Below are 24,457 nucleotides of genomic sequence, written 5' to 3'. Positions count from 1 at the left end.
CCGCGCCCCTGGAGGTGCAGGGCCTGTCGAGCGTGGTGGCCGTGGCGGGCGGAGACCACTACTCGCTGGCGCTGCACTCGGACGGCACCCTGTCCGCGTGGGGCAACAACGCGTCGGGCCAGTTGGGAGACGCCACCGGCACGACAAGCTATTCGCGCTGGGTGGTGAAGGGCGTGGACGGCGTGGTGGCCGTGCGCGCGGGCGCGGCGCACACGGTGGCGCTGCGGGGCGACGGCACTGTGTGGACGTGGGGCGACAACGCGTTCGGCCAGCTGGGCGACGGCGACGGCGGCACGCCGTCTCGCTTCGTGCCCCGGCCGGTGCCGAACCTGTCCTCGGTGTCCGCCGTGGGCGCGGGGGCGCGCCACGCGTTCGCCGTGGGGGCCAAGGGCACGGTGTGGACGTGGGGGCGCAACTCGCACGGCCAGCTGGGGCTGGGGGACAACGCGAACCGGACGGAGCCCCTGCGCGTGCGGGAGCTGGCGGACGTCACCGTGGTGTCGGGCGGGGCGGACTTCTCCCTGGCCATGAAGCGCGACGGCACGGTGCTGAGCTGGGGCTCCAGCCTCCACGGCGCGCTGGGCCTGGGGACCGCGGGACAGCGCTCGTCACCCGGGCAGGTCGCGCTGCCCTGAGCCGGGCGCGAGCGCGCGTCCGTCAGAAGGTGCGGCGGGCGGTCCGCAGCCGCACCCGGTACTTCCTGGCCGGGCGCGCCCTGAGCCGGGCCCGGTACGTACCATGTGCGCGCCGGGCCGGGCGGGAGCGTCTGCTGATGGTCTTCCTGCGACCCGCGCCGGGGGTGCGTCGACGAGGAGCTTTCATGGGTGCATCCGGCTCGTGCGCTACGGCTTCTCCGTGAGGGGGCGGGAGGGCGTCAGCTCAGAGCCAATCTGCCGCCACTCCTGCGCGTAGGCGCCGCGAGCGAAGGCGCGCAGGTCGTCGGACGTCACCGTGCCCCGCGCCATGGCGGTCCCCAGCGCGCGCACGACGGCGCTGCGGTGCGGCTGCTCGACGTAGGGATTGCCCTCGCGGAACACCTCGCCGAAGAGCGACTCCAGGCGGCCGTCCTCCTTCAAGCGCTCGACGATGCGGGCCTGCGAGGCGGGCTCGTTCGCGTGCGCGTGCAGCATGGCGGAGGCGAGCCCTCCCTGGGCGTCCGCCTGGTCGGGAAACTCGGAGAGCAGCTCCAGCTCCGCGTCGGCGCCCGCGATGGCGGTGGCGTCAGGGGGCGGCGCCGCCACGCCGCGCTGGGTGGGGCGCCGGTCGGGCTCGAAGTCACTGCGGCCCTGGAACGTCTGCACCGTGCGGTGCGCCTGGACGCCCGTCGTCCCCTGGGTGGCGGTGCCGGAGGCCGGCCGCTGCTCCGGAGCGCTGGCGCGCTCAGGCGCCGTGCCCTTGGGCGAGGACGGACGGTTACCACCATCAATGCGAGACATGGGGGGCTCCAGGGATGGGGCCCGGCGCGGACAGAGCTCCGGGAATTCCCATGTAGGTTATCGGGCGCGGTGTGGCTCCAGTTGCGTCCCGCCCCTAACGTGCGTCCGCCGCGACCCCCTCGCACGGCGGGCGGGCCCGCGTCAGCGCCCGGAAAAGCGCAATGACTCCCGGCGCTTGGCGGGCCGGGGAGGGAAGTGGCGCTCCAGCCCGTGCACCAGGTCTTCCCGCCACGCCGGGTAGTTGTGCCCGCCGCTGTATTCCCGGAGTTCCACCTGATGCCCGGCTTCTGAGAGCACGGGAGTGATGCGGCGGTTGCCCGCCAGCAGGCCCTCGAAGCGGCCGCAGTCCAGCCAGACGTCCAGCGGGCGGCGGGGCGGGTGCCGCGCGAGGTCGAAGACGACGAAGTCATGGCCCTCCACCGCGAAGGCCCCGGACTGCGACAGCACCCGGCCGAAGACGTCCGGCATGCGCAGGCCGGTGTAGAGCGCCATCAACCCGCCCAGCGAGGCCCCCAGCACCGCGTGGGCGCCGGGGCTGCGCCGCTCGTCCACCAGCGACAGCTTCTGGCGCGCCAGCGGCAGCACCTTCCACTTCAGCAGCCCCACCGTGTATTCGCTGCAGGCGTACTCCGTGCTGCGCGTGTCGCCGCCGTTGCACACGAGCGCCAGGGCCACCGGACGCATGCGGCCTTCGGCCACCAGGGTGTCCACCAGCTCCGGCAGGCGCACGCGGCGCAGGTAGTCCTCGCCGTCGTACACCACCAGCAGCGGCGCCGGCGCGTCCGTGGGCGGCGCGTACAGGTACACCCGGCGCTGGCCCGGCAGGTCCACGTCCCCCGTGTCCACCACGTGCCGTGTGACGCGGCCCCGGGGCGCGCCGCGCGGGTGCCGGGCGGGCAGGGAAGAGCGGGCCCGGGGCATGTGGAACGAATGGTTGATGCCGCCAAGGCCGTTGTCGGAAGGGTGGCGGTTGAGCGGGTCCTCCACGCGCTGGCCGCGCGCGTCCTCCAGCGCGTATTCGACGTAGGCATCCGCGGGCAGCGTCAGCGTGCGAGCCCACAGCCCGGGCGCCACGCGCTTGAGGGGCAGCGGCTTGCCTCGCCAGTCCTGGAAGTCACCTTGGAGGCAGATGGGGCCCCGGCCACGCCACACGAAGGTGGCGGTGTCCGCTTCGATGACGGGCGTGCCCTCGGCGCGGGCCCGCGCCTCCAGTGTCTTCGCGTCCATCCACGCACCCTATGCCAGCAGGTCGCGCAGCGCGCCCTCCAACTCCGGGTAGCGGAACACGAAGCCGGCCTCATGCGCGCGCTGGGGCAGCACGCGCTGGCCCTCCAGCACCACCTTCGCCATCTCTCCCAGGGCCGCCTTGAGCATGAACGCCGGAACGCGCACCACGGACGGGCGGCCCAGCACGTGGCCCAGCATGTGCGCGAAGAAGGCGTTCGTCACCGGCGTGGGCGCGGTGGCGTTCACCACGCCCTCCACCTGGGGGTGGGCCAGCAGGAAGAGGAGCAAATCCCTGGCGTCGTCGCGGTGCACCCAGCTCACGAACTGCTCGCCGCTTCCCACCGGGCCGCCCGCGCCCACGCGGAAGGGGGGCAGCATCTTGTGGAGCGCGCCGCCGTCCGGGTGAAGCACCACGCCCATGCGCACCACCGCCGTGGTGATGCCGGACTCGCGCGCCTGCATCGCCTCCGCCTCCCAGTCCACGCACACGCGGGCCAGGAAGTCGTCACCCGGAGGGCTCTCCTCCGTCAGCGGGTCCGCCCCGCGCGTGCCGCCGTAGTAGCCAATGGCGGACGCCGACACGAACCGCCGCACCGTGCCCGCGCCCCGCATCGCCGCCACCACCGCGCGCGTGCCCAGCACCCGGCTGTCGTGGATGCGGTGCTTGCCTTCCTTCGTCCAGCGCTGCGCCACCGGCTCGCCCGCCAGGTGCACGACGGCCTCCGCGTCCGCCAGGGCCTCGGGCGGCAGCGGCGCGCCCGCGTTGAAGGCCGCCCCCGTCACCCCGGCGGGCAGGTGGGCCAGGGCGTGTTCAACGTTCCGGGCCAGGACGTGGACCTGGTGTCCACGCTCCAACAAACCTTGGACAAGCCCTGGACCCAGGAAGCCGCTCGCGCCGGTGACGGCCACCTTCACGGCGAGGGCTCCGAGGGCGCCGGGTCATTCAGGTCCACGCCCACCAGGCGGCTCAGGATGGCGAAGAAGGTCGTCAGCTCATCCGGCTTCATCCGGCCGGAGTGCCGGTAGACCAGGGCCCCCTCGGCGTCCAGCAGCACGATGTTGGAGGTTTTCACCGGCAGCTTCCACGGCGCCTTCCCCAGCGTTCCATCCATATCCACCAGGATAGGCACGCCCACCTTCTTCTCCTCGTCCCGGACGAAGGAGAGGGCAATCTGCCGGGCCGGAAAAAAGTCGAAATTCTGAAGGTTTGCGACCGCCAGCACCCAGGCCGCGTCCAGGATTCCGCGCTCCTTCCCCCGGGCGAACAGCTCCTTCTTCAGGGCCGAGTTGAGCTTGGTCGAGTCCTTGTCCTCGTAGAACAGAATGACCGGTTTCCCGCGCCACTTGGAAAGCCGGACCTCCTTTCCCGCGGAGGTGCGTAACGTCGCGTCCACCGGCTCCGTGGCAGGCGCCGCGCCCAGGGCGCTTCCCGCTGCCAGGGAGATGGAGAGCGCACCTGCGATCCACGCCTTCATGAGGGGACCTCTGTGTACAAGGTTATCGCAAACCTTAGACATACCCTTGACAAGCTCTGGACGCAAACGCTACCTCTAGGGAGCAAAGGATCAGGTTCTTCGGAGGAAAGAAGCATGGCACTCACGCTTCCCGATGCGCAGCCGCCGACGGGCCTGCTTCCTCTGGAGCAGGCCTGGCTGCAGCTGGTCCAGGCGGAGGTGGAGACCTCGCTGGCGGAGCTGTTCGAGCTCCCCGACGAGGCCTGCCTGGACGTTCGTTGGACACAGGCGCTGTCGCAGGCCCGGGCCTATACCTTGCGGCCCGCCAAGCGGCTCCGCCCGGCGCTGGTGATGGCCGGACACTGCCTGGCGCGTGGGAGCGCGGTGGTGCCCTCCGGGCTGTGGCGCTTCGCCGCGGGCCTGGAGCTGCTGCACACCTTCCTCCTCATCCATGACGACGTGGCGGACCAGGCGGAGCTGCGGCGGGGCGCCGCGTCCCTGCACCGGATGCTGGCGCCCGGCCGCGCGGGGGAGGACCTGGCCGTGGTGGTGGGCGACCACCTCTTCGCGCGCGCGCTGGAGGCGATGCTGGGGTCGGGGATGCCGGGCGTCGCGGGCGTGGTGCAGTACTACCTGGGCGTGTGCCGTCACACGGCGGCCGGGCAGTACCTGGACCTGGACCTGGGGCGCGCGCCGCTGGCGGAGGTGACGCTCTTCCAGACGCTGCGCGTGGCGCATCTCAAGACGGCGCGCTACGGCTTCTGCGCCCCGCTGGTGTGCGGGGCCATGCTCGGCGGCGCCAGCAGCGGCATGGTGGAAGGATTGGAGCGCGTGGGCCGTCACGTCGGTCTTGCCTACCAGCTTCGGGACGATTTGCTGGGCCTTTTTGGTGATTCGAACGTCGCTGGCAAGGCCGCTGACGGCGACTTCCTCCAAGGCAAGCGAACCTTTCCAGTGCTGGCCGCCTTCGCGCGCGCCGCCGCGGACGAGCGCGCGGAGCTGGAGGCGCTGTGGGCGCTGCCGGTGGCGCGGAAGGACGCGGCGGCGCTGGCGCGGGCCCGCGCGCTGGTGGAGTCCTGTGGCGGCCGGGCCGCGTGTGAGCGCATGGTGGTGCGCGCCTCCCGGGCCGCTCGCCGCTCGTTGCAGTCGCTGCCCAACCCCAACGGTGTGAGAGAGCTGCTCGACGCGCTCATCGCCCGGCTGGCCCACCGCGCCGCCTGAGGACGCCATGAGCGCATCGACACAGGGCAGGCGCATTGTCGTGGTGGGCGCGGGCGTGGGGGGGCTGGCCGCCGCCGCCCGGCTGGCGCACCAGGGCTTCGACGTCCAGGTCTTCGAGAAGACGCAGGGGCCGGGCGGGCGCTGCAACCGGTTGCAGGTGGAGGGCTTCACGTGGGACCTGGGCCCCACCATCGTGCTGATGCCGGAGGTCTTCGAGGAGACCTTCCGCGCGGTGGGCCGCCGCATCGAGGACTACCTGACGTTGCTCAAGTGCGATCCGAACTACCGGGTCCACTTCCGGGACGGTTCGGAGGTCACCTTCACGACAGAGCTGTGCGCCATGGGCCGCGAGCTGGAGCGCGTGGAGCCCGGCAGCTATGCGCGCTACCTCGCCTTCCTGGCCCAGGGCCGCGTCCAGTACCGCACGAGCCTGGACCACCTGGTGGGGCGCAACTACGAGGGCCTGCGTGACTACCTCTCGCCGCGCGTGCTCGCGCGCATCTTCCAGGTGCGCGCCCACCGCCGCATGTACGGGGACGTCAGCCGCTTCTTCCAGGACGAGCGCCTGCGCGCGGCGATGACCTTCCAGACGATGTACCTGGGCGTGTCGCCCTACGCGTCGCCCGCGGTGTACGGCCTGTTGCCCTTCACCGAGCTGGGCGTGGGCATCTGGTTCCCCAAGGGCGGCCTGTATGCCATCCCCCAGGCCCTGGAGCGGCTGGCGCGCGAGGAGGGCGTGCGCTTCCGCTACGGCGCGCCCGTGGAGCGCATCCTCACCGACGGCGGCCGTACGCAAGGCGTGCGGTTGGAGGGCGGCGAGGTGGTGGAGGCGGACGCGGTGCTGTGCAACGCGGACCTGCCCTACGCGTACGACAAGCTGCTGGACCCGAAGGCCACGACGCTCAAGCGCAAGGAGAAGCTGCGCTACACGTCCAGCGGCTACATGCTCTACCTGGGCATGAAGCGGCGCTACCCGGAGCTGTTGCACCACAACGTGGTGTTCGGCCGGGACTACAAGGGCTCCTTCGACGACATCTTCGAGCGCTTCCGCGTGCCGGAGGACCCCAGCTTCTACGTCAACGCACCCACCCGCACCGACGCGTCCCTGGCGCCCGAGGGCAAGGACGCGCTCTACGTGCTGGTGCCCGTGCCGCACCAGCACCCGGACCTGGACTGGAAGGAGGAAGGGCCCAAGGTCCGCGCGAAGTTCTTCGCGCGCATGGCGGAGCTGGGCTTCTCCTCGCTGGAGTCGGACATCGAGGTGGAGCGCGTCTTCACCCCGGATGACTGGGCCGGCACTTTCAACCTGGCGCGTGGCAGCGCCTTCGGCCTGTCCCAGAACTTCACGCAGATTGGGCCGTTCCGTCCGGCGAACCAGGACGCGCGGGTAAAGAACCTCTTCTTCGTCGGCGCCTCCACGCAGCCAGGGACGGGGCTGCCCACCGTGCTCATCTCCGCGCGGCTGGTGACGGAGCGGCTGATGACGTGGGCCCAGGCGCGGGGCGTCTCGCTGTCGCCCCGGACGGCCGCCGCGCCGCTGGAAGGAGTGGCCGCGTGAGCCCGCCTGTCGACAAGGCGCTGGTGGCGCGCGGCTATGTGCTGGCGAAGCAGGTGACGCGCCACCACGCCAAGAGCTTCTTCTTCGCCTCGTACCTGCTCTTCGGCCTGCGGCGGAAGGCGGCGTTCGCGCTCTACGCCTTCTGCCGGCGCCTGGACGACATGGTGGACGGGGACGACGCGGCGAGCGCGGCTGATGCGTTGCCGGTGCGGCTGGCGCGGGCGCGGCAGCGCGTGGCGGAGCTGTACCTGCCCATGCCGGAGCTGGCCTCGCGCGAGCTGGGCCCGCCCGCGGACCGGGTGAAGGGCAGCGAGGCCGCGACGCCGTGGGACGCGCGGGAGTTCGCCGCGCTGGAGCACACGGTGCGCCACTTCCGGATTCCGGAGCAGCCCTTCCAGGACCTCATCTCCGGCATGGAGATGGACCTGACGAAGCACCGCTACACCACCTGGGCGGAGCTGGACCTCTACTGCTACCGCGTGGCGGGCGTGGTGGGGCTGATGCTGACGCCGGTGCTGGGGTGCTCGGACGCGGCGGCGGTGGAGCCCGCGGCCGACCTGGGCCGGGCCATGCAGCTCACCAACATCCTCCGCGACGTGCGCGAAGATTGGGAGCGCGGCCGGGTGTACCTGCCCGCCGAGGAGCTGGCCGCCTTCGGGCTGTCGGAGGACGACCTGCGGCGCGGACAGGTGGATGCGCGCTGGCGGTCCTTCATGCGCTTCCAGGTGGAGCGCTCGCGGGCATACTACGCGCGGGCGGCGGCCGGGGTGCGCTACCTGACGGGCTTCGGCAGCCAGCGCATGGTGCGGCTGATGGGCGCCATCTACGGCGACATCCTGCGCGACATCGAAGCGCGCGACTACGACGTGTTCAGCGCCCGGGCCCACGTGACGACGCGCCGCAAGCTCGCGCTGGCCTCCGCGGCCATGGTGCGGCCCGCCGCGGTGCTGCCCGTCCCCCAGGGCGAGGTGCGCATGCCGCTGCTGCCAACCGGGACGGGAGGGTGAGGGCGTCATGCGTGGCGATGGAATGAACCCGGGGCTTCAGCGGCGCATGGGAGGTGGGGCATGAAGCGCGCGCGCGTCGCGGTGGTGGGGGGCGGCATCGGTGGGCTGACGGCCGCCGGGCTGCTGGCGAAGGACGGGCACGAGGTGACGCTGTTCGAGCGAGGCGCCTCGCTGGGCGGCAAGGCCCAGGCCGTCACCGTCAATGGCATCACCCTGGACACGGGGCCCACGCTGCTGACGCTGCCGCACCTGGTGCGTGGCACCTTCCAGCAGCTGGGCGCCGAGGACCTGCTGCCGCGCTTCACGGAGCTGGAGCCGCAGTGCGCCTACCGCTTCGAGGACGGGTGTGACTTCACGGCCTACAAGGACGTGGAGCGGATGGCGCAGAGCGCGGCGGGAGTCCGCCCGGGTGAGCGCGACGGCATCCGCGGCTTCTACCAGGAGGCCGCGGCCATCTGGCGGGCCGCGGGCGAGCCGTACCTGGAGGCGCCCTTCGAGGGCATGGCCGGCTTCATGACGCGCGTGGCGAAGCGCGGCGTGGGGGCCGTCATGGCGGGGATGAAGATGGGCACGCTGCATGAGCTGGCGGGCCGGCACTTCAAGACGGACCACCTGCGGCAGTACGTGGGCCGCTTCGCCACGTACACGGGCGCGTCCCCCTACGAGGCCAGCGCGGCCTTCGCGCTGATTCCGCACATCGAGCAGGCCTACGGCGTGCACCACGTCCGCGGCGGCATCGGCGCGCTGGTGGAGGCGCTGGGACAGGCCGTGCGCCGGCTGGGCGTGCGCATCCACCTGGACACGCGGGCGCGCTTCGAGCGCACGCGCGAGGGCTACCAGGTGGGCCCACAGGAGGGCACGGAGCGCTTCGACAGCGTGGTGGTGAACGCGGATCCGCTGGAGCGGCTCGCGCGCGCGGAGGAGCCCCTGGCGCTGTCCGGCTTCGTGCTGCTGTTGGAGGTGGAGGGCCGCATCGCCCTGCCGCACCACGCGGTGCTCTTCGGCGGCGACTACCGGCGCGAGTTCGACGAGCTGTTCGGCGGGCAGCTCGCGTCCGACCCGACGGTGTATTTCTGCAACCCGTCCGCCACCGACGAGAGCATGGTGCCGCCGGGCCGCACCGGGTTGTTCGTCATGGTGAACGCGCCCGCGCTGCCCGTGGACGCGCGCGGCGCGGAGCAGGCCACCCGGGACTGGGAGGCAGGCGCCGAGCGCGTGAAGGCGCAGATGCTGGAGCGGCTGTGCCGGCACTACCCGGCGCTCAAGGGGCGCGTGCGGGTCATCGGCCAGCGCTCGCCGGTGGACCTGGCCGCGCAGGGGGCTCCGGGCGGGTCCATCTATGGCTTCCTGCCGCACGGGAAGTTCGGTCCCTTCCGCCGGCCGCGCATTCGCGGCGACACGCCGGGCCTGTTCTTCGCGGGCGGCGGCACGCATCCAGGCGGTGGGGTGCCGCTGGTGATGTTGTCCGGGCGCTTCGCCGCGGAGCTGGCCTCGCGGCACCTCCGGAGGAACGCATGACGCGCCTGGCGATGCTCCCCGCCCTGCCGGACGCGGCGGGCACCTACCGCTGGTTCTACGCGGACGTCACCGCGGGGCCCTACAGCGCGGTGTGTATCTTCATGCTGGGCTCGCTGTTCTCGCCCCGGTACTCGGTGGCGGCGCGGCGCGGCGGACGGCCGCTGGAGCACAGCGCGGTGAACTTCGCGCTGTACCACGAGGGGGTGCGGCGGCTGTGGGTCCTCAGCGAGTACGCGCGCGCGGAGCTGGAGGCCCCGGGCCGGCTGCGCATTGGCCGCTCCACGCTGTCGTACGAGTGGGACGGCACGGTGCGGATGGCCGTGGACGACTGGACGGCGCCGTGGGGGCGGCCCGTGCGCGCACGCCTGACGCTGGAGCCGATGACACCCGTGGGTGAGGTGGTGCAGCTCATGCCTGGGCTGCCGCACTACTGGCAGGCGCTGGCGCCTCGTTCGCAGGCACGGCTGGAGGTGTCCTCGCTGGGCATCGAGGCGAGTGGCCTGGGCTACCACGACACCAACCACGGTGGAGAGCTGCTGGGGGCGCGGTTGTCGGGGTGGCACTGGTCCCGCACGCACCGCGAGGACGAGACGGTGGTGGACTACCACCTGCCCGAAGGTGTCGCGCCGCTGCGAGTGGTGGCCGGCGCGCGCGGCGTGCGCTGCGAGCGAGGGCCTGCCCTGGGGGAGGCGCGGCCCACCAACATCACCGGTTGGGGGCTGCGCGTGCCGTCGCGGCTGCACGCGGGCAACATGGTGGTGGGACAGCCGAAGCTGCTGGAGTCGTCGCCCTTCTACGCGCGGCTGGAGGCGCGCCAGGGGCCGCTGGACGCCCTGGGCGAGGTGGCGGACTTCCGTCGCTTCCACTCCCCCTTCATCCGCTGGATGGCGCACTTCCGCACGCGGATGGGACGGGCGGCATGAGCGCGCTCGTCCTCGCGTCCCTGGTGTGGTGCGCCGTGGCCACGGGCTTCAGCGCGGTGGCGTGCGTGCGCCTGTCGCGTGCGCGTGCGCGGACCGCGCCCAAGCCCGGCGCGCTGCCGTCGGTGCTGTTGCTGCGCCCGGTGGACGCGCCCACGCCTCGGGAGCTGGAGAACCTGGCGCAGCCCGTCGACTACGCGGGGCCGTTGGAGCAGGTGGTCGTGTCGCCCTACCGGCCTCGGCTTGCCCCGGAGGTGCGGTGGCTTCCCAGCGATCCGCTGACGCCCAACCGGAAGGTGGGGCACCTGCTGTATGCGCTGGACGTGTTGCCCGTGAGTGACAGAGTGGTGCTGTCGGTGGACGCGGACGTGGCGGTGACGGGCGCGCTGGTGGAAGGCCTGGCCGCGCCGGTGGCCGCGGGCGCCGCGCTGAGCACCGCGGCGCCGCTGCCGGTAGGCCCTCGGGACGGCGCGAGCCGGGCCATGGCGGGCCTGCTGCGTTACACGCACCACAGCTTCCGGGCCCTGGACGCGATGAGCGCGGGCGCCAAGGCCGTGTGTGGCAAGGCGCTGGGCTTGTCGCCCGCGGCCGTGGAGTCGCTGCGGCGGCTGGCGGACCACATTGGCGAGGACCTGGAGCTGGCCAAGTGTCTTCACGCCCGGGGACTGGACGTGGTGTTGAGCAGCGCCCCGGCGGTGGTGCCCCTGGACGCCGAGGTGCCCTGGGCCGCGCCGCTGTCGCGCTTCACGCGCTGGATGCAGGTGCTGGCCAGTCACCGGCCCGCGCTGTACCCCACGGTGCCGCTGCTCTTCACGCCGACGCTGCCGCTGACGGTGCTGGCCGCGACGCTGGGCTCACCGGTGCTGGCGGGCTCGGTGGCGGGACTGGTGGCCGTGCGGACCTTGCTGGCGTTGCGATTGGCCGGACTCCACGCGCCGGTGGCGGACGCGGGGCGGGCCTGCGCGGTGACGGACTGGTTGCTGGGCGAAGCGCTCTTGCTGGCGGCCTTCCTGCGCTCGTTGTGGCGGCAGGGCACGGTGACGTGGCGAGGGCAGACCTATGCGTTGCGACCCGGAGGCCGCATGGTACGGGTGGCTCCGGAGCTGAGTGGAGGGCCGGGATGACGTACGCGCGATTCCTCGGGCTGTTCGTGGTGGTGCCCATTCTCTTCCTGGCGTGGCGCTATCGCCGCACCTTCACGGCCAGGAGCCTGGCGCCCATGGGGCTCCTGCTCATCGTCGTGTACGCGGCGACGTCGCCCTGGGACAACCTGGCGGTGAAGTGGGGCCTGTGGGGCTTCGACCCCGAGCGCATCTGGGGCATCAAGCTGGGCTACCTGCCGCTGGAGGAGTACCTCTTCTTCGGCCTGCAGACGCTGCTGGTGGGGCTGTGGGCCCGGGCCCGGCTGGCGCGTGTGCTGGCGCCGGACGCCCAGGCGCCCCGGCCCGCGGCGGAGGCGGGTGAGCGCCGCGACGGCGCGCTGACGGCCCGGGAGGTGGCGCCATGATGGAGACGAAGTGGGCATACCTCATCCACCTGCTGGGCTGGACGCTGCCGCTCATCGCCTTCCAGCTGGCGGTGCTGGTGCGTCACTACAAGGAGCGCTCCGGCGCGGTGCTCAAGGCGGTGCTGCCGCCGGCCTTCATCATGGGGCTGTACCTGTCCATCGCGGACCACCTGGCCATCTCCACCGGCATCTGGAACTTCGGTGAAGGCAAGCACCTGGGCGTGTACCTGGGGGTGGTGCCGCTGGAAGAGGTGCTCTTCTTCCTGGTGACCAGCGTGCTGGTGTCGCTGGGCCTGGCGCTGTTCACCGCGTTGGTGTCGCTGCTGGGGGAGGCCCGGGCGTCGTGATTCACGCGGCGAAAGGAGGCCCGCTGGGCTGGGCGTGGGACCGGTACATCGGCTGGAAGTTCCGCGCGGCGTTCCGGGGGCTGTGGGTGCGCGGGACGCTGCCGCCGGGAGGCCCGGGACGGCTGGTGTACCTGAACCACTCCAACTGGTGGGACGGCTTCGTGCTCAACCAGCTCTGCCAGACGGCGGGCTGGGACGGCTACTGCCTCATGGACGAGGAGAACCTGCGCCGCTACCGCTTCCTCACGCGCATTGGCGCCTTCAGCATCCGGCGCAAGGACGCGACGTCGTCGGTGGCGTCGCTGCGCTACGCGAAGGAGCTGCTGCGCAGGCCCCGCGGGGTGGTGTTCGTCTTCCCGGAGGGCGAGCACCGCCCCTTCGGCGTGCTCCCCCTGCGACTGGAGCGGGGCGTGGAGCTGCTGGCGCGGGTGGCGAAGGTGGAGTGCCTGCCCATCGCGGTGCGCTACGGCTTCTTCGAACACGAGCGCCCGGACGTGCTGCTGGAGGTGGGCACCCCGCATCCGCCCGGCGACATGGCCGTCTTCCAGGAGGGGTTGGAGACGGTGGTGCGGCGGCTGGCGGCGGTGACGTCCCTGGAGGACTTCACGCGCCGGGTGTCCGGCGCGCGAGGCGTGGCGGAGCGCTGGGACGCGGCCCGGGGGCTGGCGTCATGACGTTGCGCATCCGCACCATCGCGCGCATGACGGGCATCCGCGAGGCGACGCTGCGCGCCTGGGAGCGGCGCTACGGCTTCCCGCGTCCGCTTCGTAGCGAGGGCAACAACTACCGCGTCTATTCGCGCGAGGAGGTGGAGGCCGTCCGGCGCGTGGCCCGGCTCATCCAGGAGGAGGGCCTGTCGGTGAGCGAGGCCATCGCCCAGGTGAAGACAGCGCCGCCGCGCGCGCAACCCGAAGCCGAGCGCCTGAGCGAGCGCTTCTGGTCCTCCGTGGGGGCCCTGGATGGGGACGAGGTGACGCGCGTGCTGGATGACGCGCAGACCGTCATGGAGGTGGAGACCTACTGCGACCGCTTCCTGCTGCCCCTGCTGCGGGAGATGGGCGTGCGGCTGGACGTCGCGCGGGAGCACCTGGCCTCCGCCCTCATCCGCCAGCGCCTGCGGCAGGTGTATGACGCCCTGGCCGCCTCGCCTGTGGGGCCCCGCGCCCTGCTCGCCTGCCCGACGGGGGACACCCATGAAGGCGGCCTGCTGGCGCTGGGCATCCACCTCAAGCGCAAGGGGTGGCGGGTGACGATGCTGGGCGCGGACACTCCAGCGGAGGCGCTCCAGGGGGCCTGCGCGCAGGTGCGTCCGGACGTGGTGGCGCTGTCCTTCGTGCGCGCCCGCGCGCCGGAGGAGTTCGCGTCCGTCCTGGAAGCCGCGCTCCGGGCCTGCGCGCCCTTTCCCGTGGTCGTCGGCGGGCTGGGCGCCCGCGAGCGCCTGAAGGCCATCTTCTCGCTCGGCGCGCAGTACGCGGAGTCGTCGGAAGAGCTGGTGGCCATCTGGAACCAGGTGCGCAACGCTCAGCATCGCCCGTAGTCTTGCCGTAGCGACATGGCTGAGCGCACCTACCGAATCCACATCGCCGCGGAGCTGGCAGGAGTCCGGGTGGAGCTCATCCGGGCCTGGGAGCGCCGCTACGGCGTGCTCACGCCGCGCCGCACCCCCGCGGGCTACCGCGCCTATACGGACCGGGACGTGGCGGTGCTCAAGCAGCTCAAGCGGCTCACCGACGAAGGCGTGGCCATCAGCGAGGCGGCGAAGCTGCTGCCCCAGTTGATGGAGGGGCTGGACGCGGAAGCGGCGGTGCGCGGCGCCAGCCTGGAGCCGCGCACCCATGCGGAGACGTGGCGGGAGTCCGTGCTCGCCGCCGCCCAGGCGTATGACCAGCCGCGCGTGTCGGACGTGCTGGACGAGGTGCTGGCCGCGCTGCCCCCGCTCAAGGCCTTTGACGACGTGCTGGCGCCGCTGCTGTGCGACGTGGGCGAGCAATGGGAGGCGGGCGCGCTGACCGTGGCGCAGGAGCACCTGGTGTCACAGATGGTGCGGGCGCGGCTGGTGAGCCTGCTGCACGCGGCGCCCCAGGGGCGCAGCCGGCACGGTGTCCTGGCGTGCTTCCCGGAAGAGGAGCACGAGATGGGCCTGCTGGGCGCGGCGCTGCGGCTGCGACACCTGGGCGTGCGGGTGACGCTGCTGGGGCAGCGCGTTCCCGCGGAGGACCTGGGCCGCGCGGTGGTGGCGCTGCGGCCCGACTTCGTGGGGCTGTCCTCGGTGGCCAGCCGGAGCGCGGAGGACTTCGAGGACACCCTGACGCGTTTGACCCAGGCGCTGCCCAGGGGACTGCCCGTCTGGGTGGGCGGCGCCGCCGCGCGCTCGCACCAGGCCGTGTGCGAGCGGTTGGCGGTGCACGTCTTCAAGGGCGAGGCGGACTGGGAGCGCCTCGCGAGCGCGTGAGTCAGGGTGTGTTGAGGGCGGAGCTGTTGAAGACGCGGCTGCCGTAGTAGTGGGCGGCCTCGTCCGCGTTGTCGCAAATCTCCGCGCACTTGCCCGTGCTGTAGGGCGTGTTCGGGTCCCTGCAGTCGTTCACGATGTCGCCGTTCGCATCGTAGATGGGGGGATTGAGCGGGACGCAGGACGCGGTCAGGTGCTTCCAGCGCAGGTGGCTGAGGCACGCGGGGCCCGCGGTGTTCCAGCCCGCCTCGAACGTCAGGTCATCCGAGCCGGAGCCCGGCGACGGCGCGGAGATGATGGCCGGCGTCAGGTCGTCCCAGGGGCGGATGCGGGTGCCGTCCTGGGTGAAGGACGTTCCCTGGCCGCAGTAGTCGGCGCGCGCCATGCGGGTGCAGGACCAGTGGGCCTCGGTGATGGGGCCGGACGTCGCGCCGTCCCGCCACGGCTGGTAGCCCCAGCGGTAGCACTTGGCGATGACGCCCGCGTCGCAGCCCAGCGTGAACGTCCGGGGGCTCTCGCTCCGCGCTCCCGTCAGGTTGAAGACGCCCTTCACGGGCACGGCCCAGTTCGCCCCCGTGGAGCACAGGGACACGGGTGACGTGCCACCGCTGGGCGTGTAGCGCACCCGGTAGAGGAAGGTGTGCCCGCTGGGCTCCCACATGCCGGAGCCTTCGGTGTTCGGGAACTCGTTCCCATTGATGACGTCTTGGATTTCCAGGAAGGGGCCCGTGGACGGCTGACGGAGCCGCGCGCCAATCAGCGCCTCGCCGCGGAAGAGCTTGCGCGTCGTGGGGTAGGTGCTCGACCGGCTCGTCAGCTGCATCCGCCAGGCGGTGTTGGGCGTGCGCGGCCCGGCGAGCGCGGTGTAGACGCCGCTGGCGGGACAGGTGAACTCGACCGTGGGACAGTTGTTGAGGGAGAAGCTGCTGTTGGCGGAGGCGAGGTAGCCCGGTCCCTGGTGCTCGCACGGGGCCTCGCCCGAACAGACGCGAACCACGGGCGCACCCGCACAGTGGTTTCGAGGGGAGCCGCTGTCACCGCCCGTGAGCGTGACGGTGCTTCTCGGTGAACAGACGCCTTGCCCGTCCACGACGAAGCCGCAGCTTCGCGTCTCGTTCGCGGCGGCGCCTCCGCCGCAAATCATCAGGCTCGGCGTGAAGCCATTCACCGCCAGGGGCATGGCGGCCACGACTTCGCCGCGCAGCAGCTGAACGTCGGCGTCCCGGAATGCTCCGGCGTGCCGCACGAGCGCCCCGTCGTACATCACCGAACGCACGGGGGTGCCGTGGAGCTGGGTGCCCTGGGAGTGGGAGTCAGGGTCCTCCGAACCCGCCGCGAAGGACTGCTGGGCCAGGGCCGCGTCCGTCTCGTCCAGGGGGGGCGCGCAGGCGAGGAGCAGGCAGAGCGCGAAGCAGGGGCGGAGCATGCGGAGGCGGGACTTCATGGGAGGCACCTCGGTCGTTGTGGGTTGAGCGCCGTCAGAGCATTCGCCATGCCACCCCACCAGGGCGCGACCGGACGCCCGGTGTCCCTGGCAGGACTTGCAGGCAACCCTGTCCTGGCATGTGTCGCGAGCAGGAATGGACGGCAAGGATTGCCAGGGAGCTGGCAGGGATTGCCGGCAGGGGACGCCCGTTCAGGGACGCGGCGTGGCGCAGACGCGAAAGCCGATGAGGGCCTCCCGCTGCGTGCGCTCCACGCGGTCCCGGTTGGCGGTGTGGGCGGTCAGGTCGCTCTGGTACCAGCTGCCGCCCTGGGCGGACGGCTTCTCCGGGTCCACGTCGGAGCGCGTCCACTCCCACACGTTGCCCACCAGGTCGTCCACGCCGAAGGGGCTCCGCGAGCGCGGGTGGCTGCCCACCTCGTCGGGGCCGAAGCCCCAGGGCTCCCGGCCATAGGTGGCGTCATGGTTGGCGTCGTCCGGCGCCAGCCAGTCGCCCGCGGGGTAGCGGCGCCCGTCCGCGCCTCGCGCGGCCCGCTCCCACTCCCGCTCCGTGCACATGCGCGCGCCCGGCACCTGGCCGGTGCGGTCCAGCCACGCCACGTAGGCCAGGGCATCGTCGAAGGAGACGGCGGACACGGGGAAGCGCAGCCAGTCCTGCTCCCGCCGGCGGTCCCGCTTGCCGTAGCGCAGTCGCTCGCCGTCCCTCACGCTGTAGCTGGCGGACGCGGGACGCAGGGTGAGCCGCCAGCGGCCATCCGGCTCGTGGGCCAGGTCCACCACGGTGAGGCGGCGGCGCGAGCCCGGCATCCGCGCGGCGCGCTCCTCGGGGGGCAGCGTCTCCAGGAAGGCGATGTACTGCGCGAACGTCACCTCGTGCCGCGCGATGAGGTACGCGTCCGTCTCCACGCGATGCAGTGGCGGCGCGAAGAAGAAGGCACGCCGCAGGTACTCGCTCTCCGACGCGCCCTGGAGGAAGCGTCCGGCGGGGATGTGCACGAAGCCCTCGGGGACCGACTCCGCGGCTGGAAGGGGGACCTCCAGCGCCAGCCGCTCGCCGGACGCGAGCAGCACGGGGACGCGCACCGGAAACCGGCCCGGCGCTTCCAGCACCAGCAGGTGGGAGCCCGCGGGCAGTGCCACCTCATGCAGGGGCGTCTGTCCCAGGTCGCGCCCCAGGAAGGGTTCTCCCGCTGGCGTGGGCTCCAGCAACCGCACGCGAGCGCCCGCCGGCGCGCTGGTGAGCGACAGTTGAGCGGGTGCCGTCAGCCCCCGGCGCAGCTCGCCCGTGGGGTCATGGGCCCCCAGCCGCGCGAGCCACTGCGCGCGCTGCTCGGGTTGTCGCTCCTGCTCGGCGAACTCCACGCGCGTGACCAACACGTTGGCCATGAGCGGGCTCACCCGAGGGTTGCCGGGCGCCAGCCCCCAGGCGGCCTCCAGCTCCGACATGGCGCGCAGCGCGGCCTCCTCCACCGCCTGCCGGGCCTGCTGGGCGTGGGTCCACACGGCTTCGGCCGCTTCGCGATTCCGTGGGCCCGGCGTGTCGAACAGGGTGAAGGCTTGGGTGCTCAGTTGGTCCAGCTCGGCGCGGCGCATGTCCAACGCGACCTGCTGCGCCTGGGCCTCGTCCAGGTGGCGGTTGATGCGGGCGTCCAGCTGCGCCCGGGCCTGCACGCGGGTGACGACCACCACGCCGCCCAGCACCAGGGGCACCAGGGCCACGGCCAGCCAACGCGTCACCCGGCGACGGCGCGCGGCCCGTCGCGAGCGGGAGAGGAAGTCGCGCTCCCGTGGCCTCTCGACGTGGGAGAGGCCCGCGGCGCGGCTCTCGCTGAGCTGCCGCTCGCCGTAGAGCAGCTCGGGCGGGTGGCCCAGCCGCTCCCACTCCGCGGCGGCGCGCTCCAGGCGCATGCGCACGGCCCGGCGCTGCTCGTCCTGCCCCAACCACCCGCGCAGGGTGTCCCAGCCGGTGACGAGGCTCTCGTGGGCCAGCGTGTATACGCCGTCTCCGTCCTCCGCCTCGCCCGCGGTGAGCAGCCGGCCGCGCACCAGTCCGTCCAGCACCGCGCGTCCGGCGTCGTCGTCGGGGCCGCGCAGCAGCTCCTCCTGGGTGCGGCGCAGGCGCGTGCCCTCGGGCGTCACCAGCTCCAGGAGCATCGCCCGGGCGCGAGGCCGTTGCTCGGGCCGGAGACGGGCGACCACCGCGTCCGCGTGACGGGCCAGCGCGCCTTCCACGCCGCCCAGGGCCTCCAGCGCGGCGGCGGGGATGCGCTGGCGCTGGGAGTCCCGTGCCTCCCAGAGTGCCTCCAGCGCGAACTGGAGCAGGGGCAGGCCGCCCTCCGCTCGGGCCGCGGAGGCGACCAGGGCATCCACCATGGCGGGGTTTTCGAAGCGCATGCCCAGCACGCGGACGGGGCCCTCCACGGCTTCGCGAAGTCCGTGTTCGGAGAGGGCGCGCAGCAGGTGGAGCGCGCGCGGCACTTCATCACCCAGGCCTGGGAGGGCCACCAGCCGCGTGAGGCAGTCGCTGCGCGCGGTGGCGAGGAGGTGGACGCGGGGCGCGCGGCGCAGCACCAAGGCCAGCTCCTCGGCGAGCCGGGCCGCCTGCGTGGGCTCCGAGAAGGTGACGAGCTCCTCGAGCTGGTCGATGAAGAGGAGCAGGGGCGGGGCGCTCGCGGGGCGGCGACGCAGGGCCCGGGCCAGGACGCCAGGCTCCTCGGTGGCGAGGCGTGCGCGCAGGGCCTCCGCGCGCTCCCCGGCCGCGGGGGCCAGCAGCTCCACCCAGGTCTCCAGCGGCCGGCGCCCGGGTGTCCCGGAGAGGACCGCCCACGCGGGGTCGCCCTCCTCCAGGCCGCTCTGACTGACAGCAGGGAGAATGCCCGCCCGGCACAGCGAGGATTTGCCCACGCCGGAGTCGCCCGCCAGCAGGACGAAGGTGTCGCCGCGCAGCCGGTCCAGGACCTCTCGCAGCTCGGGCTCGCGGCCGAAGAAGACGCCCCGGTGCGCGGCATCGAAGGCGCGCAGGCCCAGGTAGGGATTGCCGGCGGGGAGGGCGCTGGCGCGCGTGGGCGTGCTCAGCGCTTCGAGTGCTTCTCGAAGCGCGTCGCCAGACTCGTAGCGCCGGGCCGGGTCCGCGTCGAGGCAGCGGTCCACGATGGCGGCGAAGGCTGGCGACAGTCCCGGTGCGTGCCCGGCGAGGGGCGCGGGGGGACGCTCCTGTATCGCGGCGCCGAGCTGCTCCAACGGTACGCCCTCATGGGGCGCGCGGCCCGCGCACAGCTCGTAGAGGAGCACGCCCAGCGCATAGACGTCGCTGGCCCGGCTGGCGTGTTCACCGCGCCACAGCTCCGGCGCGAGATAGAGCGGCGTGCCTGGGACGAAGGCCTGTCGGGCCTCGTCGGAGCCTGGCGCCGGGAGGTCGCTTGTCCCGGTGTCGGCGCGCGGGCCGGTATCTCGCCCCGACATGACGGGGAGCGGCCGGGTGTCCACGGGCCGTGGTCCAGCCAGCGGCTGGGTGTCGGTGGGTGTTGGCCCTGATGAAGACGGGACGTCCGCGCCCGCCACCGAGGTGGGGAGCTCCACCTCCGCGACCGCGGCCTCCGCGAGTCCGAAGTCGAGCAGCTTCACCTCGCCGTCCTCGGACAGGATGGCGTTGGCGGGCTTGATGTCCCGGTGGAGGATGCCGCGCCGGTGCGCCGCGGCCAGTCCTCGCGCGAGCCCGAGGCCCAACGTGAGCGCCAGCCGTGCATCCACCGGTCGCCGCAGCCGGTCCAGCGGCGTTCCTTGGATGAGCTCGGACACCAGGTAGGGCTGACCCCGCACCTCGCCGACGCGGTGGATGGCCACCACGTTGGGGTGCTGGAGCCGGGCGATGGCGCGCGCCTCCTGGAAGAAGCGCGCGCGCGCCGCCGCGTCCGGCAGCCGGCCCTGCGCCGTGGCGATGAACTTCACCGCCACCCGCCGGTCCAACAGCGTGTCCTGCGCCAGGAACACCTGTCCCATGGCGCCGTGCCCCAGGGGGCGCAGCAGCCGGTACTCCTCGAACTCCGCGGGGGGATTCAATCGCCCGGAGGAGGAGGTCATCCGCTGGGCGTCCCTTTGCGCGAGGCGCGGGGGTGCAGTCCAAGCTGCTTCAGCTTGAACGAGAAGGTCCGGATGGGCATGCCAATCATCGCCGCCGCGCGAGTCTGGACGCCCTCGGCCTCATCGAGCGCCTCCTGCATGCGGCGGCGCTCCAGGTCTCGAATCTCCTGGGCCAGGGGAACACGCGTCTTCTGGGTCGCCACCCGTTCCGCCGCCGCGGGAGGCGGCCCCAGGTCCTGCGCCAAGGGCTGCGTGGGCGCGCCGGTGCCACGAGGCTGCATGCGCGAGGGGAGGTGGTGCGGCTCCACCACGTTCTCCGGCACGGCGGCCGCCGCGTAGTCCATCAGGTTGCGCAGCTCGCGCACGTTGCCGGGCCACGCGTGTCGGGACAGGGCGTACAGCGTGCCCGCGGACAGCTCCATCTCCTCACGGCCCAGCGACTGGCACGCCCGGGCCAGGAAGTCGCGCGCCAGGAGCGGCACCTCGCGCGGGCGCTCCCGCAGCGGTGGCAGCAGCACCGTCGCCGCGCCGAGCCGGAAGTACAGGTCCTCCCGGAACCGCCCCGCGGTCACCTCCGCTTCCAGGTGCCGGTGCGTGGCGGCCACCACGCGCAAGTCGATGGGGCGCTCCCGCACGTCGCCCAGGCGGGTGATGCGGCGGACCTCCAACGCGCGCAGCAACTTGGCCTGCGCGGAGGGGGGGAGCTCGCCCACCTCGTCCAGGAAGACGGTGCCGCCCTGGGCGCTCTCCAGCAGGCCCACGCGGGTGGCGTTGGCACCCGTGAAGGCGCCGCGCTCATGGCCGAAGAGCTCGCTCTCCACCAGCCCCTCTGGCAGGGCCGCGCAGTTGATGGCGATGAAGGGCTTGTCCGCGCGCGGAGACCAGTGGTGCACGGCGAAGGCGGCGTTCTCCTTGCCCACGCCCGTTTCACCGCACACCAGCACGGGCAGCTCGCTGGCCGCCAGCCTGCGCAGCAGCGCGTAGAGCTGCGCCATGGCGGGGTCCGCGACCAGCACGGTGCGGTCCGCCAACGTCAGGCGGGTGATGCCTTCGGCCGCGGGCGCCCACGCGCCGGACACCGCGGTCCGGGCCGCTGCACGCGCCGCCGCCACCAGGGACTCCGCGTCGCAGCCGTCCGAAGGACAGGTCGCGATGCCCAGGCGCCCCTGGGGACACGCGGCCAGCAGCGCACCGACGCGCTCACCCAGGCCATCCTCGCCCGGCTCTCCAGAGACCTCGGGCATCATCCACAGCAGGTGCGAGCCGTCCAGCCAGCCCGCGGCTTCCGCCGGGCCCGCCTCCGCCGCCAACAAGGCCTCCGCGGCTTCGTGTCCCACGCAGCCCCGCTCCGGCAGCGCGAGCACCAGCGCGGTGAGCGGCCGGCCATACCGCAAGGCACGCTCCGCCTCCTCGCGCAGCCGCGCCATCAGCCGTTCCGCCTGGAGCGGGGCGTGCGCGGGAGCGGCGCGTGCACGCGTGCGCACCACCGCGACCACGGCGCCAAAGGACACCACGTCACCGGACAGCAGGGGCTGCGCGGTGTCCACGGGGCGGCCGTTGAGGGTGGTGCCGTTGTGGCTGCCCAGGTCCACCAGGCGCGCGCCTTCCTCCGTCAACACCAGACGCGCATGGCGGCGTGACACGCTGTCGTCGCGCAGGCACAGGTCCGCCTGCTCGTCGCGGCCCACCAGCACCACGCCTTCGGCGGGGAGGGAGAACCGCGACGTCGAGTCCCCCTCCAACACCAGGAGATACGAGGCGCCGGAGTCTGATGATTCCGGGGCGCTCCCAAGAGGGCGCGTGTCGCGAGCACTGGGCTGTGAATGGGCCATGACGGGGCAGAGAATGCTGTCACGCCCACACTGGACCGGGCAACCGGGGGCGCGTCCAGACGTGCGCCGGTCCGGGCTCCACACGTCCGGGCGTCTCACGGTCGCAGCGTCATGGGAAGCGCCTCACCCGCACGCGACAGGTAGATGCGCGAGGTCAGCCGGCCGCCGTCGTCCGCGGGCCGCATCACCGCCTGCCCCTGGAGGCCGTTCACCCTCATCAGCGATGACAGCAATTCCGCGCGCGCCTCGGCCGCGTCGTGCTCCACCTCCAGCACACACAGCCGGGTGCGGCAGTCCACGCGCGTCAGCCGTGAGCCCGCGAAGTCCGCACCGCCGAACGCACGGGTGACGAGCGTCTCCGTCTGTCCCGCCCACTCCCTGTCACGCGGCTCGGTATGGGCGGCGGCCTGCAACTCGGCCTCCAGCTCCTGCCGCCGCTCCTCGCGAGCCACCTCCAGCGTGGCCGGGTTTGGCGAGGTGGGCGTCGCCGCCTGGGGTTCGGGCGCTGCCTCCTCCCCGGGCACGGGCAGCGGAGCGGGGGGCCCCACGGACTCCACGCGTCGCATCAGGTGCCCTTGTCCCCGGCGCAGCGCCTCCAGCTCCGCGCGCAGCGCCCGCACCTCCAACGTCAGGTCCGCTGGGGACCCGGGCCGGGCCTCTGCCGCTTCCACGCGCGCCGGTGTGGCTTCGGGCGTGGCCCCCCACATGCTCCACCCAACGGCGGCGGCGACGGCGGCCGTGGCCAGACCCAGGATTCCCCAACGAACCTGTCGCATGGTGGCTACTCCGTGACGACGAAGCTGGCGAGGACGGACGAGTACGTGCTGGAGCCGCTGGTGTACTGCCCCGGCAGCACGCAGCGCAGGCTCACGTAGCCATTGAGGCTCGCGAACACCGACGGCAGGCTGATGGAGAAGGTGTTGTGGCTGGAGGTGTTCGCACCCCAGTTGGAGCACGCCGCGGACGAGGCGAGGGCGGTGCCGTCCTTCTCGGCCACCGTCGCGGTGCAGCAGACGTTCTCCGTCAGGTGCGGGTCCAGCGCGGTGACGCTGACGGACAGCGATTCCGTGAAGGAGGGGATGGAGACGTTGCGCTGAATCGGGCAGACGACCTCAATGGTGTTCGAAGTCGAGTTGAGGAGGCGACCACTGCGGAAGATGGTCGGGTTCGCGAAGCCAGAGACAGACGTACAGAGCGAACCCGAGTAGGTCGCGGTCCCCGCGAGGGCGGGCAGGGCGCTGAGCATCGCGAGCGCGGCAACGGACTTCGACACGAACGAAAGCGACTTCTTCATGGAGCTCTTCCTGGCTTCACACCCTCGTCGCGGCGTCGCGTCATGCGGGCCGGCGGAGCGTGGCGAGCAGGGGAAGAGCAACCCGGATGCCAGCCTTTGCACCGCGCCGGTGCCTGGAGAATCCATCGCAGGTGAGGCAGCTGTTGCCGCGCCCGCGCCATTCCGGTGCGGCAAGGCTTGCCAACCCCGGCAGGACTTGCCGTTCCTACGGCGTGGTGGTGGGGGCCCTGCGCTGGCGCGCGCAAGCGGCCTGGATATCGGGCCGGAACGCTCGGCGTCCGCAACCATGACGAAGGGGGCCGCCCGGTGCATTGATGCCCGGCGCTCAACTGTAGTGAAGTACCTCCGTGCCGGTTCCTTCCTCTGCTCCCGCGTCCGCGTCGCGTCCGGTGGGGCCGCTCCAGCTCCTCGCGCTTGGCGTCAATGGCATCGTCGGCGTCGGCATCTTCTTCGCTCCGGCGGAGGTCGCCGCGCTGGCGCCGGGGGCCAGCGCCATTGCCGCCTTCGCGCTCACCGGGCTCGCGCTGATACCGGTGGCGCTGGCCTTCGCCGTGCTGGGCCGGCGGTTCGACGCGGACGGCGGGCCTGTCCTCTTCGCGCGCGCGGCCTTTGGAGAGCGGGCGTCCTTCCTGGTGGGGTGGGTGGCCTATGTCAGCGCGTTCCTGAGCACGGCCGCGGTGGTGGCCGGCCTCTCCCAGGCGGTGGCGCCCTCCCTGGGCCTGGAGGGGGCGCTGGGGCAGCGCGTGCTCGCCTCCGTGCTCGTCACGGCGTTGGCGGGCGTGGTGGCGTCCGGCATTCGCGTGTCGGCGGGGACCTGGACGGCGCTCACCGTCGTCAAGCTGCTGCCGCTGGCCGCGCTGCTGGTGGCGTTCCTGGCGCTGTCGGGGCCACCTCCCGCCCAGGTGGTGGCCGCGCGCCCGGCCATGGACGTGTCCTGGCTGCGCGCGGGGTTGACGGTGATGTTCGCCTACCAGGGCTTCGAAATCGTCCCGGTGATTGCAGGGCAGGTGCGCTCATCGTCGCGCACCGTGCCGCTGGCCACGGTGGGCTCGCTGCTGGTGGCGGTGCTGCTGTACGTGGGCCTGGTGTGGGCGTGCGTGGCCGCGCTGCCGGAGCTGGCCACCCAGGCCCACGTACAGCAGCACCGCCACCAGCAGCGAGCC

The 24,457-nt window shown here is 72.7% G+C and carries 22 protein-coding genes; 13 read left to right on the top strand and 9 right to left on the bottom strand.

Annotated features, from left to right (window positions below; all coding sequences use genetic code 11):
* Window positions 1–635, top strand: a 635-nt coding sequence (locus tag HV824_RS26460) for an RCC1 domain-containing protein (RefSeq protein ID WP_368738108.1), incomplete at its 5' end; no start/stop codon positions are given.
* 207 nt (window positions 636–842) lie between these two features.
* Here the strand turns inward: HV824_RS26460 and HV824_RS26455 are convergent.
* From HV824_RS26455 to HV824_RS26440, 4 genes are all read right to left on the bottom strand, one after another.
* Complete coding sequence (locus HV824_RS26455; protein WP_163777702.1) at window positions 843–1,436, bottom strand: hypothetical protein; 594 nt, start codon at window positions 1,434–1,436, stop codon at window positions 843–845.
* Between the two features lie 141 nt (window positions 1,437–1,577).
* Window positions 1,578–2,663: an alpha/beta hydrolase-fold protein gene (locus tag HV824_RS26450; protein ID WP_176424522.1), complete on the bottom strand. Its 1,086-nt coding sequence runs from the start codon at window positions 2,661–2,663 to the stop codon at window positions 1,578–1,580.
* 9 nt (window positions 2,664–2,672) lie between these two features.
* The gene (locus HV824_RS26445; protein ID WP_176424521.1) at window positions 2,673–3,578 is read right to left on the bottom strand and encodes a TIGR01777 family oxidoreductase; all 906 of its coding nucleotides are present in this window, start codon (window positions 3,576–3,578) and stop codon (window positions 2,673–2,675) included.
* Entirely contained in the window at window positions 3,575–4,138 is a 564-nt protein-coding gene (locus tag HV824_RS26440) for a peroxiredoxin (RefSeq protein ID WP_176416782.1), read from the bottom strand. Before HV824_RS26440 ends, HV824_RS26445 begins: the two co-directional genes overlap by 4 nt.
* A gap of 114 nt (window positions 4,139–4,252) precedes the next feature.
* On the opposite strand from HV824_RS26440, the gene HV824_RS26435 reads away from it, so the two are divergent.
* The 11 genes from HV824_RS26435 to HV824_RS26385 are packed head-to-tail and all read left to right on the top strand — an operon-like array spanning window position 4,253 to window position 14,647.
* On the top strand, window positions 4,253–5,338 hold the full coding sequence (locus HV824_RS26435) for a polyprenyl synthetase family protein (RefSeq protein ID WP_176416783.1): 1,086 nt from the start codon (window positions 4,253–4,255) through the stop codon (window positions 5,336–5,338).
* A gap of 7 nt (window positions 5,339–5,345) precedes the next feature.
* Window positions 5,346–6,896 carry an NAD(P)/FAD-dependent oxidoreductase gene (locus HV824_RS26430; protein ID WP_176424520.1) on the top strand — a complete coding sequence of 517 codons (1,551 nt, stop codon included), beginning with the start codon at window positions 5,346–5,348 and terminating at the stop codon, window positions 6,894–6,896.
* Window positions 6,893–7,903, top strand: a complete 1,011-nt coding sequence (locus HV824_RS26425) for a phytoene/squalene synthase family protein (RefSeq protein ID WP_176424519.1) — start codon at window positions 6,893–6,895, stop codon at window positions 7,901–7,903. The genes HV824_RS26430 and HV824_RS26425 overlap by 4 nt, the downstream gene beginning before the upstream one ends.
* Before the next feature lie 60 nt (window positions 7,904–7,963).
* Window positions 7,964–9,421, top strand: a complete 1,458-nt coding sequence (locus HV824_RS26420; protein WP_176424518.1) for an NAD(P)/FAD-dependent oxidoreductase — start codon at window positions 7,964–7,966, stop codon at window positions 9,419–9,421.
* Window positions 9,418–10,344, top strand: coding sequence for a carotenoid 1,2-hydratase (locus tag HV824_RS26415; RefSeq protein ID WP_176424517.1), 927 nt, complete (start codon window positions 9,418–9,420; stop codon window positions 10,342–10,344). The genes HV824_RS26420 and HV824_RS26415 overlap by 4 nt, the downstream gene beginning before the upstream one ends.
* A complete protein-coding gene (locus tag HV824_RS26410) occupies window positions 10,341–11,465 on the top strand; it encodes a glycosyltransferase (RefSeq protein WP_176416787.1) in 1,125 nt (374 codons plus the stop codon). Before HV824_RS26415 ends, HV824_RS26410 begins: the two co-directional genes overlap by 4 nt.
* Window positions 11,462–11,848, top strand: a complete 387-nt coding sequence (locus HV824_RS26405) for a lycopene cyclase domain-containing protein (RefSeq protein WP_176416788.1) — start codon at window positions 11,462–11,464, stop codon at window positions 11,846–11,848. The genes HV824_RS26410 and HV824_RS26405 overlap by 4 nt, the downstream gene beginning before the upstream one ends.
* Window positions 11,845–12,195 (top strand): lycopene cyclase domain-containing protein, encoded by a 351-nt coding sequence (locus HV824_RS26400; protein WP_176416789.1) that lies wholly within the window; start codon window positions 11,845–11,847, stop codon window positions 12,193–12,195. Before HV824_RS26405 ends, HV824_RS26400 begins: the two co-directional genes overlap by 4 nt.
* The gene (locus HV824_RS26395; protein ID WP_176416790.1) at window positions 12,192–12,869 is read left to right on the top strand and encodes a lysophospholipid acyltransferase family protein; all 678 of its coding nucleotides are present in this window, start codon (window positions 12,192–12,194) and stop codon (window positions 12,867–12,869) included. The genes HV824_RS26400 and HV824_RS26395 overlap by 4 nt, the downstream gene beginning before the upstream one ends.
* On the top strand, window positions 12,866–13,732 hold the full coding sequence (locus HV824_RS26390) for a MerR family transcriptional regulator (RefSeq protein ID WP_176416791.1): 867 nt from the start codon (window positions 12,866–12,868) through the stop codon (window positions 13,730–13,732). Before HV824_RS26395 ends, HV824_RS26390 begins: the two co-directional genes overlap by 4 nt.
* Window positions 13,733–13,747: 15 nt before the next feature.
* Window positions 13,748–14,647, top strand: coding sequence for a MerR family transcriptional regulator (locus HV824_RS26385; protein ID WP_176424516.1), 900 nt, complete (start codon window positions 13,748–13,750; stop codon window positions 14,645–14,647).
* 1 nt (window position 14,648) lies between these two features.
* Here HV824_RS26385 and HV824_RS26380 read toward each other — a convergent pair whose 3' ends face one another.
* From HV824_RS26380 to HV824_RS26360, 5 genes are all read right to left on the bottom strand, one after another.
* On the bottom strand, window positions 14,649–16,088 hold the full coding sequence (locus tag HV824_RS26380) for an ADYC domain-containing protein (RefSeq protein ID WP_176416793.1): 1,440 nt from the start codon (window positions 16,086–16,088) through the stop codon (window positions 14,649–14,651).
* Window positions 16,089–16,280: 192 nt separating this feature from the next.
* A complete protein-coding gene (locus HV824_RS26375) occupies window positions 16,281–20,168 on the bottom strand; it encodes an SUMF1/EgtB/PvdO family nonheme iron enzyme (RefSeq protein ID WP_176424515.1) in 3,888 nt (1,295 codons plus the stop codon).
* Entirely contained in the window at window positions 20,165–21,913 is a 1,749-nt protein-coding gene (locus HV824_RS26370) for a sigma 54-interacting transcriptional regulator (RefSeq protein ID WP_176416795.1), read from the bottom strand. Before HV824_RS26370 ends, HV824_RS26375 begins: the two co-directional genes overlap by 4 nt.
* 182 nt (window positions 21,914–22,095) lie before the next feature.
* The gene (locus tag HV824_RS26365) at window positions 22,096–22,776 is read right to left on the bottom strand and encodes a hypothetical protein (protein WP_176416796.1); all 681 of its coding nucleotides are present in this window, start codon (window positions 22,774–22,776) and stop codon (window positions 22,096–22,098) included.
* 5 nt (window positions 22,777–22,781) lie between these two features.
* Window positions 22,782–23,294 (bottom strand): hypothetical protein, encoded by a 513-nt coding sequence (locus HV824_RS26360; protein WP_163777750.1) that lies wholly within the window; start codon window positions 23,292–23,294, stop codon window positions 22,782–22,784.
* A gap of 389 nt (window positions 23,295–23,683) precedes the next feature.
* Here HV824_RS26360 and HV824_RS26355 point away from each other — a divergent pair.
* On the top strand, window positions 23,684–24,457 hold a 774-nt coding region (locus HV824_RS26355), incomplete at its 3' end, for an APC family permease (RefSeq protein ID WP_176424523.1).

It is taken from the genome of Myxococcus sp. AM009 (genome assembly GCF_013372605.1).
GTDB lineage: Bacteria > Myxococcota > Myxococcia > Myxococcales > Myxococcaceae > Myxococcus > Myxococcus vastator.
Note: the sequence above shows the minus strand (reverse complement) of the source record. Positions and strands in the feature narration are given on the sequence as shown.